The 12186-nt window shown below is 54.5% G+C and carries 9 protein-coding genes; all 9 read right to left on the minus strand.

Going from position 1 to position 12186, the window contains the following annotated elements; translation table 11 throughout:
- Nucleotides 1-9 precede the first annotated feature (9 nt).
- The 9 genes from rplC to ACN19L_RS09225 all read right to left on the minus strand — a co-directional run bounded on the left by rplC (nucleotide 10) and on the right by ACN19L_RS09225 (nucleotide 12135).
- Nucleotides 10-630, minus strand: a complete 621-nt coding sequence (gene rplC, locus ACN19L_RS09185) for a 50S ribosomal protein L3 (RefSeq protein ID WP_426493194.1) — start codon at nucleotides 628-630, stop codon at nucleotides 10-12.
- Between the two features lie 248 nt (nucleotides 631-878).
- On the minus strand, nucleotides 879-2159 hold the full coding sequence (locus ACN19L_RS09190) for an O-antigen ligase family protein (RefSeq protein WP_426493195.1): 1281 nt from the start codon (nucleotides 2157-2159) through the stop codon (nucleotides 879-881).
- A gap of 174 nt (nucleotides 2160-2333) precedes the next feature.
- Nucleotides 2334-2639 carry a 30S ribosomal protein S10 gene (gene rpsJ, locus ACN19L_RS09195; protein WP_022822123.1) on the minus strand — a complete coding sequence of 102 codons (306 nt, stop codon included), beginning with the start codon at nucleotides 2637-2639 and terminating at the stop codon, nucleotides 2334-2336.
- Nucleotides 2640-2659: 20 nt separating this feature from the next.
- Nucleotides 2660-4801 carry an elongation factor G gene (gene fusA / locus ACN19L_RS09200; protein ID WP_125417660.1) on the minus strand — a complete coding sequence of 714 codons (2142 nt, stop codon included), beginning with the start codon at nucleotides 4799-4801 and terminating at the stop codon, nucleotides 2660-2662.
- A 105-nt stretch (nucleotides 4802-4906) separates the two neighbouring features.
- Entirely contained in the window at nucleotides 4907-5374 is a 468-nt protein-coding gene (gene rpsG / locus ACN19L_RS09205) for a 30S ribosomal protein S7 (RefSeq protein ID WP_110976705.1), read from the minus strand.
- Between the two features lie 86 nt (nucleotides 5375-5460).
- Nucleotides 5461-5889, minus strand: coding sequence for a 30S ribosomal protein S12 (gene rpsL / locus ACN19L_RS09210; RefSeq protein WP_045688446.1), 429 nt, complete (start codon nucleotides 5887-5889; stop codon nucleotides 5461-5463).
- 288 nt (nucleotides 5890-6177) lie between these two features.
- A complete protein-coding gene (locus ACN19L_RS09215) occupies nucleotides 6178-6531 on the minus strand; it encodes a DUF3467 domain-containing protein (protein ID WP_426493196.1) in 354 nt (117 codons plus the stop codon).
- A gap of 365 nt (nucleotides 6532-6896) precedes the next feature.
- Nucleotides 6897-11249, minus strand: a complete 4353-nt coding sequence (rpoC, locus tag ACN19L_RS09220) for a DNA-directed RNA polymerase subunit beta' (RefSeq protein ID WP_426493197.1) — start codon at nucleotides 11247-11249, stop codon at nucleotides 6897-6899.
- A 271-nt stretch (nucleotides 11250-11520) separates the two neighbouring features.
- Nucleotides 11521-12135 carry a hypothetical protein gene (locus ACN19L_RS09225; protein ID WP_426493198.1) on the minus strand — a complete coding sequence of 205 codons (615 nt, stop codon included), beginning with the start codon at nucleotides 12133-12135 and terminating at the stop codon, nucleotides 11521-11523.
- Nucleotides 12136-12186 lie beyond the last annotated feature (51 nt).

A 12186-nucleotide genomic window follows, 5' to 3' on the forward strand; every position in this document is an offset into this window, starting at 1 on the left:
CTTGCTAGCTTATTTTTCCAGGACCACGAAAGAGTTCTTGGCACCGGGAACCGAGCCGCTCACCACGATGAGGTTTTTGTCGGCTACAATGCGCATCACCTTCAGGTTCTGCACTTTCACACGGTCGTTGCCCATGCGGCCACCCATGCGCATTCCTTTGAATACGCGCGAAGGCCAGGAGCAGGCACCGATAGAACCGGGGTGACGGCCGCGGTTGTGCTGACCGTGGGTCTGGCCACCAACACCGGCGAAGTTGTAACGCTTCACAACGCCTTGAAAGCCTTTACCTTTGGAGGTACCTACTACGTCAACAAATTCGCCTTCTTCAAACAGGCTAGCGTCGATGGTAGCACCGGCAGTGAAGCCGCTAATCTCGTCGGTGCGGAACTCAACGAGTTTTTTCTTGGGGGTGGTTCCGGCTTTAGCGAAGTGACCAGCCAGTGCTTTGGTGGTGTTCTTCGCCTTCTTCTCGCCGTAACCGAGCTGGATGGCCGTGTAGCCGTCCGTTTCGATGGTCTTAACCTGCGTCACTACGCACGGACCCGCTTCGATGAGCGTAACAGGGATGTTCTTCCCGTCCGGAGTGAAGAGGCTTGTCATACCGATTTTTTTACCGATGATGCCAGGCATTCGATTGGGGTTTTAGAAAAAGACACACTTGAAAACGCCCAAGTGGCGTTTTCGGAAATGGAGTGCAAAGCTAGGAAATTGTTGGGGGATAATCTAACTGCCTCCCGAAATATTTTAAGAGTTAAGTAGTTAGCCCCAGGCAAGCGGCTTTTTACCCGAAAGAGTGTAGCTAGCTTATTGGCTGTAAATAAGGTAACCGGTTTCTGTAAGCAGTAGCCGGCGTTTATTCCTGGGTGTCTACTATCGACTCACGCCGGCCGCCACTCCCCCTCAAACCCTTGAACGGGCTTCTGCCCTTCCAAAGCCAACAGCACAAAAAACAGGGCAAAACCCAAACCAATTTGGGTTTCCAAGGTGTATTCGACCAAGAAAGACAGCGTGAGGATACTGTACTGGGCCCAGAGCAACGGCGCATACCGGGGCCACACGCTGATACCTGCGTAGTAGAACCCAATAATAAACAGCACTAAACCAACCAACCCAAACGCTACGGCCGAAAACAGGAATTGATTATGGGGCTGAATGTAGGCTTCCGGGCGGATATTGGGATAGTCACGCTGGTAGCGCACGGCCATTTCCGGTTCAATATCGGCCCGGCCCACACCAATCCACGGATTATCTTTTACTACTTCCAGCGCCACCTTATAGGAATAGACCCGGCCAACCAATGAGTAGTTATTGGCCGATGCTATGTTATCAACCTTGCCCATATCCTCGCGGGTATTTGCTGATTTGTTCTGCAGCGTAGGGAATACAGAATAACTCAGGGCGGGAATCAGTACCAATGCAGCTGCCAGTACCAGGGCCTGTTGGTATTGTCGGGTACGGAACACCAGCCAAAGCAGCGCTACCCCTGCCAGTACATATAGTGTAACCAATCCGCTACGTACAGCGAGCAGGTGCTGGTAAAAAGCCAGAAATACTACGGCTCCCCAGACAGCCACAGCTGTCTTTCCGAGTACGCTCCGGTGAGCCAGCAGGCAAAATCCGGCGGCAATAGCCAACGTAATCAGCAAACTGAACCGGATATGATCCGGCTCTGTGGGCATTACCTTGGAGCGCAGATACATTTCGTTAATCTGGTCGAAATGCATGAGGTAATTCCCCGTGCTCAACAAAGCTGCCAGCACCGTAGTAGCAAGCAGCGTTAGCCACAGTACTCGCAAATAGCGGGCTGGCAACGGGGGCAGCAGCCAGAAACCCAGTGGTAGAATCAGGTAGGGTAACTGCAGTACAATATCCCGGGTGTACTCCCCCATTCTGGCGGCAGAGGTAACCGCGCCGGCACCAACGTGCAGCAGCAGAATCAGCAGGAACGGCAGATAATGACTGCGACTGGCCCGGATGTAGTGCCGACCGTGCAGCACGAAGCTGCTGAGCCCCGTGAGCAGAATGCCAGCCATACCAATGCTGGGCAGCACCCGAAAGAAGCTGCTGCTGAATAAGCCGACGATGGTGCAGGCACTGAAAAAAGTAGCTGCAACCAACAGCCGGGAAATAGTCAGGACGGACCTTAACGAAAATGCCATGAAACGGAATAAGGAGCCTGCTGAACGGTCATGGTATGTACCATTGACCGGAAGCTCCACTGTACATCGAGCCTTTACTTAAGGGACAAGTTGCATCAATAAAAACAGAAAACGCTCCACCGGTTCCGAAGAACCAGTGGAGCGTTTGTCTTACTTATCGACTAAAATCAGTCCTCAGACTTTGATTTCAACGTCAACGCCGCTGGGCAGTTCCAGCTTCATCAGAGCATCTACGGTCTTCGACGAAGTCGAGTAGATGTCCACGAGGCGCTTGTAAGTGCAGAGCTGGAATTGCTCACGCGACTTCTTGTTCACGTGGGGCGAACGAAGAACGGTGAATTTTTCCTTGTCGGTCGGCAATGGAATGGGGCCGCTTACGATAGCGCCCGTGGCCTTTACCGCCTTCACAATCTTCTCCGACGATTTGTCCACCAGGTTGTGGTCGTAGGATTTGAGTTTGATGCGAATTTTCTGGTTCATGTCTTTGAATGAAAGCGGTATTAGCGAATGGCGTTACCCTTTTGCTTAGCAATGATGCCTTCGGCCAAGTTAGCAGGCACCTGGTCGTAGTGCGAGAACGTCAGCGAGGCGGAAGCACGGCCCGAAGAGATAGTGCGCAGCGACGTTACGTAGCCGAACAGCTCCGACAGCGGAACGTCAGCCTTGATAACGTTGGCACCACCTTTCGTGTCCATGCCTTTCATGATGCCCCGACGACGGTTCAGGTCACCCGTTACCGAGCCGGTGTACTCGTCCGGCGAAACTACTTCTACCGCCATGATGGGCTCTAGCAGTTTCGGACCAGCTTGCTTACCAGCTTCCCGGAAACCACCACGGGCAGCGAGTTCGAACGACAGAGCGTCCGAGTCAACGTCGTGGTACGAACCGAAGAACAGACGCACGCGCATGCCTTCGATGGGGAAGCCCGCCAGCGGACCGTTCTTCATGGCTTCTTCGAAACCTTTCTGAACCGGCGCAATGAATTCGCGGGGGATAACACCACCCGTGATGTCGTTTACGAACTCCAGACCGGGTTTCTCCGGATCGGTCAGTTTCGGACCGAGTTCGAATACGATGTCACCGAATTTACCACGACCACCCGTCTGCTTCTTGTAGGTCTCACGGTGTTCAACCGTTTTGGTGAGAACCTCTTTGTACGCTACCTGGGGAGCACCCTGGTTGATTTCAACCTTGAACTCACGACGCATCCGGTCGATGATGATTTCAAGGTGAAGCTCACCCATGCCTTTCAGTACCGTCTGGCCCGTCTCGGGGTCCGTCTGCACTACCAGGGTGGGGTCTTCTTCTACCAGTTTAGCAATAGCCATACCCATTTTATCAACGTCGGCCTGAGTTTTGGGCTCAATGGCGTAGCCGATTACGGGCTCGGGGAAGCTCATCGACTCCAGTACCACGCGCGACTTCTCGTCGGTCAGCGTATCACCGGTTTTGATGTCTTTGAAACCCACGCCGGCAGCAATGTCACCAGCCTGGATTTTGTCGATGGGGTTCTGCTTGTTGGAGTGCATCTGCATCAGGCGCGAGATACGCTCCTTCTTGTTCGTGCGGTTGTTGTGCACGTACGAACCAGCGTCGAGCTGACCGCTGTAGCAGCGGAAGAAGCACAGACGACCTACGAAGGGGTCGGTAGCAATTTTGAACGCCAGAGCGGTGAAGGGCTCCGAGTTGTCGGGGTGACGCTCTACTTCCTCGCCGGTGTCGGGGTTGGTACCGATGATGGCGGGCATGTCCAGCGGCGAAGGCAGGTAAGCCATTACCGCGTCCAGCATAGCCTGAACACCTTTGTTTTTGAAGGCCGAGCCGCACATTACGGGCGAGAACTTCATGTCGATAACCGCTTTGCGGATTACCGTCATCATTTCCTCACGGGTAATGGAGTCCGGATCGTCGAAGAATTTCTCCATCAACGTGTCATCGTACTCGGCTACGCTTTCCACGAGCTTCTCACGCCACTCGGCTACCGTGTCCACGAGGTCTTCGGGAACCGGAACTTCCTTGTAGGTTTTGCCCTGGGTGGCGTCGTCCCACACGATGGCTTTGCCAGTCAGCAGGTCAACTACCCCTTTGAAGGTATCTTCAGCGCCAATCGGAATCTGCAGCGGCACGGGGTTAGCGCCCAGCTTGTCTTTGATTTCGTTTACGGCTTTGAAGAAGTCAGCGCCGGCACGGTCCATCTTGTTGACGAAGCAGATGCGGGGCACTTTGTATTTGTCAGCCTGACGCCATACGGTTTCCGACTGCGGCTCTACGCCCGAAACGGCGCAGAACAGAGCTACGGCACCGTCCAGTACACGCAGGGAACGTTCCACCTCTACGGTGAAGTCCACGTGACCAGGGGTATCGATCAGGTTGATTTTGTATTGCTTGGTCTCCGGAGTCGGGTCACCCTGTACGGTCGGGTAGTTCCAGAAGGTAGTAGTAGCAGCCGACGTGATGGTGATACCACGCTCCTGCTCCTGCTCCATCCAGTCCATCGTGGCAGCACCTTCGTGCACCTCCCCGATTTTGTGGGTTTTACCGGTGTAGTAGAGAATGCGCTCCGACGTGGTGGTCTTACCGGCGTCGATGTGCGCCATAATCCCGATGTTCCGGAGGTATTGCAGATCTTGATTAACAGCCATTGCTTTTGTTGTGACGTAGGAAGGTTCGTAGTTGAGCTGGCAGAACGCGGAAAATGCATTTCGCATTCCAGCCCCGCCAAACTTCTGGCCTTCCTGCTGGTCTGATTAGAAGCGGAAGTGCGAGAAAGCCTTGTTGGCTTCTGCCATCCGGTGCGTGTCGTCTTTTTTCTTCACGGCAGCACCTTCACCTTTGGCGGCGGCAATGATTTCGCCAGCCAGCTTGTCTTTCATGGTTTTCTCACCACGACGACGAGCATATTGAATCAGCCACTTCGAGCCAACAGCAATACGACGGTCCGGACGAACCTCGGTGGGCACCTGGAAGGTAGCACCACCTACGCGGCGGCTTTTCACCTCCACGGTCGGCATTACGTTGTTCAGGGCCTTACGCCACATTTCCAGGCCGCTTTCCTTGGTGCGCTGCTCAACCAGTTCGCAGGCATCGTAGAAAATGGTGTAGGCCAGGTTTTTCTTCCCGTCGTACATCATGTAGTTGACGAAACGGGTTACCAGCGTCTCCTTGAACTTAGGGTCGGGCAGGAGGATACGCTTTTTTGGTTTTGACTTTCTCATGGGTGTAGAAATGAGCGACGGACAGCAGGCAACGGGCTAAGAACCATTTGCTAGCCGGCGCCGGGCGCTGCCGCCCTCGGTTTCACTTATTTTTTCTTGCCGGGAGCTGGTTTGCCGCCTTTGCCAGCTGCTGCAGCTTGGCCGGGCTTCGGACGCTTAGCGCCGTATTTCGAGCGACGCTGCAGACGGCCGTTTACGCCGGCGGTGTCAAGAGCGCCACGGATGATGTGGTAACGTACGCCGGGAAGGTCTTTCACCCGGCCACCACGGATCAGCACGATGCTGTGCTCCTGCAGGTTGTGGCCTTCACCGGGGATGTAGGCGTTAACTTCTTTGCCGTTGGTGAGGCGCACACGGGCCACTTTACGCATAGCCGAGTTCGGCTTCTTAGGCGTGGTGGTGTACACACGGGTGCAAACGCCACGGCGCTGCGGGCACGAATCCAGAGCCGGCGACTTCGACTTGGTCGTCAGCTTCTCGCGGCCTTTTCGTACTAACTGGTTGATGGTAGGCATCTACGGTAGGTTTTGTCAAGGAGGGTTCTCTCCCAAAAATTAGGCTTGCAAAGGTAGGCAAGTTGCTGGCAAATAGCAAACAGGTTGAATTAGTTAATTTTAGAGTGCTTATCTGCCTGTCTGGTCTTCTCCTACTGCTGACTTACCACTCTAATTTAGCTGCTCTCAAAGCCACTAACCTTCCGCAGTGCAGACGCCGGGTTATTTCGCTGCGTTTTGCACTCAACGCAGAAGCGGCTTCTATCTTCCCGATAAAAGCCGCTCCACGTGCTGTATTATTCCGAGGTTTTAGGCCTCCCCCATCTTTCCGCCGAAGCCCATCGGGTACAGCGGGCCGTCGGTGGGCTGCTCCTTAATGGTGCCGTTGGCCTGCTCGAACCGCTCGATATTCTCATTCAGGGCGGCTACCAGCCGCTTGGCGTGCTCCGGCGTGAGGATAATGCGGGATTTCACCTTGGCTTTGGGCAAGCCGGGCATCAGCCGGATAAAGTCAATGACGAACTCGCTGTTGCTGTGCGCAATCATGGCAAGGTTGGCGTACTCACCCTCGGCAATTTCCTCCGACAGCTCAATGCTGATGGCGTTGGGGTCTTGGGGCTGGATGGTTTCGGGCGTGTTTTCGGGTTGGTTCTGTTGGGCCATTGTAAAAAAGGTGTTACTGAAGTTAAGATGTCATCTCATACTTACAATCCGCTTCTATATATAGTACGCATCTCACGTATTGCTACAAACAAAGACCATATTAGGAACACTAAGAATGCAGCCATTGGCATACATAATATCATGCTAAGCCAGCCATCATTATCATCCGATATTAATGTCGATTCGATGGACACCTGAATAAGTGCGAAAAGACCATAAGTCAGCACAGCAATCAAAGCTACTGATAAACCAAGCCCTAATGCTGCAATACATTTAGTCTGCTTCATTAAGGCAAGCTACATCAAACAAAAGAAAAAGCCGGCCGGGTTTCCCCAGCCGGCTTCTCTTATGTACTCCGATTCAGATTACTCCGATACCGACTCGCGACGCGAGGCGCGGGCGCCACGCTTGGCGGGAGCAGGCGTATCGTCGGTTTTGGCAGCCTGGGCGGCTTCCAACTCTTCCTTCGAGCCCACAATCTGACGCGTGTATTCGCGCAGACCGGTACCAGCCGGGATAAGGTGACCTACGATTACGTTCTCCTTCAGGCCCAGCAGTTCGTCGGCCTTGCCACGGATGGCAGCTTCCGACAGCACCTTGGTCGTTTCCTGGAAGGATGCGGCCGAGATGAACGACTGAGTACCCAGCGAAGCCTGGGTGATACCCTGCAGCGTGGGGCGAGATACGGCCGGCTGAGCGTCGCGTACTTCTACCAGTTGCAGGTCGCGGCGGCGCAGGCTGCTGTTCTCGTCGCGCAGGCGACGAGCCGTTACAATCTGGCCGGGCTTCAGGTTCGTGGAGTCGCCCGCGTTGGTTACCACCTTCATGTCGATGATGGTATCGTTTTCCTCCATGAAGATAATCTTGTCGATTACCTGGTGCTCCAGGAAGGTCGTGTCGCCGGCGTCGAGGATAACCACTTTCTGCATCATCTGGCGAACGACCACCTCGATGTGCTTATCGTTGATTTTCACACCCTGCAAGCGGTATACTTCCTGAATCTCGTTCACGAGGTATTCCTGCACCGCGCCGGGACCCTGAATGTTCAGGATATCGGACGGGGTGATGGCACCATCGGACAGCGGCGAACCAGCGCGGATGAAGTCGTTGTCCTGCACGAGGATGTGCTTGGACAGCGGCACCATGTATTTCTTCTTCACGCCGTCTTTCGACTCCACGAAGATTTCACGGTTACCACGCTTCACCGTACCGTAGGTTACTACACCGTCGATTTCGGCCACAACGGCCGGGTTCGAGGGGTTACGGGCTTCGAAGAGCTCGGTAACGCGGGGCAGACCACCGGTAATGTCGCGGGTTTTGCCCACGGCACGCGGAATCTTGGCCAGAATCTGACCAGCCTTGATTTTCTCGCCGTTCTCCACGTTCAAGTGAGAGCCCACCGGGATGGAGTAACCTTTCGAACCTTCCATGTCGCCCTTTTTGCCGGGGCGCACGATGATGGCCGGGTTTTGGTCCTTGGCCTTCGATTCGATAATCACTTTCTCGCGGTGACCGGTCTGTTCGTCCGACTCCTCACGGTAGGTGATGCCTTCGGTGATGGCGTCGTACTGAACGGTACCATCAAACTCGGCCAGAATAACGGCGTTGTAGGGGTCCCAGTTGTTCAGCTCCTGGCCTTTCTCTACTTCCTGACCTTCGTTTACGAGCAGGAACGAGCCGTAGGGCACGTGGTTCGAGATGAACACCTTGCCGGTGCCTTTTTCCACGATGCGAATCTCGCCCGAACGACCCATCACTACTTTCACCGGCTCGCCATCGGCGTTGGCGGTTTCCACAGTACGGATGTCTTCGAACTCAATTACACCGGCGAACTTGGCGCGCAGGCTGGCTTCCACGGCAATGTTAGAAGCCGTACCACCTACGTGGAAGGTACGCAGGGTCAGCTGGGTGCCGGGTTCCCCGATGGACTGGGCAGCAATTACGCCGACAGCCTCACCCTTCTGTACCATGCGGCCCGACGACAGGTTACGGCCGTAGCACTTACCGCAGATACCACGCTTGCTTTCGCAGGTCAGTACCGAACGGATTTCCACCGACTCGATGCTGGTAGCATCGATACGACGGGTTACCTCTTCGGTGATTTCCTCACCGGCGGGCAGAATCACTTCGTCCGTCAGCGGGTCCACGATGTCGTGCACGGCTACGCGGCCCAGGATACGCTCGGCCAGGGGCTCTACTACGTCCTCGTTGTCTTTCAGCGCGAAGGTTTCGATACCGCGGAGGGTACCGCAGTCTACTTCATTCACGATTACGTCCTGCGAAACGTCTACCAGACGACGGGTCAGGTAGCCGGCGTCAGCCGTCTTCAGAGCCGTATCAGCCAGACCTTTCCGGGCACCGTGGGTCGAAATGAAGTACTCGATTACGTCGAGGCCTTCTTTGAAGTTCGACAGAATCGGGTTTTCGATAATCTCGCCTACCGAACCCTGGAGCGACTTCTGCGGCTTGGCCATCAGACCCCGCATACCGCCGAGCTGACGGATCTGCTCGCGCGAACCACGGGCCCCGGAGTGCATCATCATGTAAATCGAGTTGAAGCCCTGGTTCTCCTTTTCGAGGCGACCCATGAGGGTTTCAGTGATTTGGTTGTTGATGCGGGTCCAGATGTCGATAACCTGGTTGTACCGCTCGTTGTCCGTAATCAGACCCATCTGGTAGTTCTGGGTTACAGCTTTCACGTCGGCCTGGGCCTGCGCTACCAGAACATCCTTTTCGGCGGGGATGTTGATGTCGCCCAGACCCATCGACAGACCACCTTTGTAAGCCGACTGGAAACCCAGCGTCTTGATGTCGTCGAGGAACTGTGCGGTGCGGGCCATACCGGTCCGCTTGAACACCATCGAAATGATTTGCTGCAGCTTTTTCTTGGTCAGCAGCTCATCCACGAAACCTACTTCGGTGGGCACGAGCTGGTTGAACAGTACGCGGCCGGCTACGGTTTCGATGATTTTCGTTACGAGGTTATCGTCCTCGTCGCGAACCTGCGTGCGCACCTTGATGTAGGCGTGCTTCGACAGTTGACCTTCGTTGAGAGCAATTACAACTTCTTCGTCCGAGTAGAACATGCGGCCTTCGCCCTGGATCTGCTCGTCTTCGGTGCTGCGCTTGCCTTTGGTCACGTAGTACAGCCCGAGTACCATGTCCTGCGACGGAACCGCAATGGGCGCGCCGTTGGCAGGGTTCAGGATGTTGTGCGAGGCCAGCATGAGCATGGAGGCTTCCAGAATAGCGGCCGGCCCGAGGGGAACGTGCACAGCCATCTGGTCACCGTCAAAGTCAGCGTTGAAGGCGGTACACACCAGCGGGTGCAGCTGGATAGCCTTGCCCTCGATGAGGCGGGGCTGGAACGCCTGGATACCCAGACGGTGCAGTGTAGGAGCCCGGTTAAGCAATACTGGGTGGCCTTTCAGCACGTTCTCCAGAATGTCCCATACCACGGCGTCCTTGCGGTCCACGATTTTCTTGGCCGACTTCACCGTTTTCACGATGCCGCGCTCAATGAGCTTGCGGATGATGAACGGCTTGAACAGCTCGGCGGCCATGTTCTTGGGCAGGCCGCACTCGTGCAGCTTCAGCTCGGGGCCTACCACGATAACCGAACGACCGGAGTAGTCGACACGCTTACCGAGCAGGTTCTGGCGGAAGCGGCCCTGCTTGCCTTTCAGCATATCGGACAGCGACTTCAGGGCGCGGTTGCCTTCGGCGCGCACGGCGTTTACTTTCCGCGAGTTGTCGAACAGCGAATCCACAGCTTCCTGCAGCATGCGCTTCTCGTTCCGCAGAATCACTTCAGGAGCCTTGATTTCGATCAGGCGCTTAAGGCGGTTGTTACGGATGATTACGCGACGGTACAGGTCGTTCAGGTCAGAAGTAGCGAAACGGCCACCATCCAGCGGCACGAGGGGACGCAACTCCGGCGGAATAACGGGCACCATACGGATTACCATCCACTCGGGCTTGTTTTCCACGCGGGTAGCGGCGTCACGGAAAGCTTCTACTACGCGCAGACGCTTCAAGGCCTCAGCTTTCCGCTGTTGCGACGTTTCGTGAGCGGCAGAGTCACGCAGCGAGTACGACAACTCGTCCAGGTTGATGCGCTCCAGCAGGAGTTGCAGGGCATCGGCACCCATGCGGGCGATGAACTTGTTGGGGTCCTCGTTCGGCAGCATCTGGTTCTCGCGGGGGAGCTTGTCGATGATGTCGAGGTATTCATCTTCGGTGAGGAAGTCGAGCTGCTGCACGCCTTCTTCGCCCAGTACGCCCGGCTGTACTACTACATACCGCTCGTAATAGATAATCTGATCGAGCTTCTTGGTGGGCAGGCCCAGCAGATAGCCGATTTTATTGGGCAGGGACTTGAAGTACCAGATGTGCGCAACGGGCACCACCAGTTCGATGTGGCCCATCCGCTCCCGGCGTACTTTCTTCTCGGTCACCTCCACGCCGCACCGGTCGCAGATGATGCCTTTGTAGCGAATCCGCTTGTATTTGCCGCAGTGGCATTCCCAGTCCTTCACCGGACCGAAAATCCGCTCGCAAAACAGGCCGCCCATCTCGGGCTTGTACGTCCGGTAGTTGATCGTCTCGGGCTTTACTACTTCACCGTTCGACCGCTCCAGGATGGATTCGGGCGAGGCCAGCGAAATGGTCACTTTCGAGAAGTCCTGTACCAGTTTCTTGTTTTTTGCAAACGCCATGTAGGGTAGCTGTTGTTAGCTGGTGGCTTTTATCTGTTCGTTGGTTCCGCCCCTCTTAAGAGAGGTCGGAAAGAACATAACAGTTCGACTCTGCGAAAAGTGCTCTGCGGGTCGGATAGGTACGCCGCGCAGTAGGTTTCCGCCAGGTCTGGGTATTCATCTTCAAAAAGAAACTCCTCTCACCTATTACTACTCTGACCTATCTCGGAGTCGTTGTTTCGTGGTGTGGCATTTCTTGAATGAAGTAGTGCAAGCGACTCAGGAAACTCAATTAGTTCTTGACAAACCGAGTAATCTTGGTATCACTACCAAGCATATGATTCATTGTCTGTCCATCGAAATAGCGTTTGGCAATCAGTTCCGGAACGCCCCACCAAGCTTCAAACTCGATGTATTGCTGTACCTCATCTTCTGACATATCCTCCCGTAACTCGGCAATTTCTTCTTGCGGTAGAATTTTACCCTTCTGAATTCGCCTTTTTACCTCTATTTCTTCCGGCAACAATGCGCCAAAGTCATTAAATATATCTCCATCTGCTCCATCTTTCATCCTAACCTTAACTCCATCCCGAACGAGTGCATATCCGAAAGCATTAACCTGTTCGTTGGATATCAGAACAGCCATTTCAGCCTTTGGAAACAGGCGAATGAACTTGCTTTCAGTTTCAGACTGCTTTGGCCCAAAGAAATCGAAAGGCCAACTAGGATGAACAATGATTAGTACATTCTTATAACGTCCAATAAATAATGTCTTAGGCTTATTAGCCTCGTAGAGCATTACTTCTTTCTCGGCACTGTACTCCTTGATATTCAATTCCTGTAACAGATGACTAATACTGGCATCTGCTTCGCCTTGAATTAGGATGTACTGACTGACAATGGACATAAAGAATAAGATGATCAGAAGTTAAATACTGACTAACTGAAAGCGGGAGCT

Source organism: Hymenobacter sp. 102 (assembly GCF_049949205.1).
Taxonomy (GTDB): domain Bacteria; phylum Bacteroidota; class Bacteroidia; order Cytophagales; family Hymenobacteraceae; genus Hymenobacter.

Coding starts and splice junctions, on each gene's coding strand:
- rpsG (WP_110976705.1), bottom strand. CDS start 5,374: ATGAGAAAGTCAAAACCAAAAAAGCGTATCCTCCTGCCCGACCCTAAG.
- ACN19L_RS09215 (WP_426493196.1), bottom strand. CDS start 6,531: ATGGCCCAACAGAACCAACCCGAAAACACGCCCGAAACCATCCAGCCC.
- rpsL (WP_045688446.1), bottom strand. CDS start 5,889: ATGCCTACCATCAACCAGTTAGTACGAAAAGGCCGCGAGAAGCTGACG.
- rplC (WP_426493194.1), bottom strand. CDS start 630: ATGCCTGGCATCATCGGTAAAAAAATCGGTATGACAAGCCTCTTCACT.
- fusA (WP_125417660.1), bottom strand. CDS start 4,801: ATGGCTGTTAATCAAGATCTGCAATACCTCCGGAACATCGGGATTATG.
- ACN19L_RS09190 (WP_426493195.1), bottom strand. CDS start 2,159: ATGGCATTTTCGTTAAGGTCCGTCCTGACTATTTCCCGGCTGTTGGTT.
- ACN19L_RS09225 (WP_426493198.1), bottom strand. CDS start 12,135: ATGTCCATTGTCAGTCAGTACATCCTAATTCAAGGCGAAGCAGATGCC.
- rpsJ (WP_022822123.1), bottom strand. CDS start 2,639: ATGAACCAGAAAATTCGCATCAAACTCAAATCCTACGACCACAACCTG.
- rpoC (WP_426493197.1), bottom strand. CDS start 11,249: ATGGCGTTTGCAAAAAACAAGAAACTGGTACAGGACTTCTCGAAAGTG.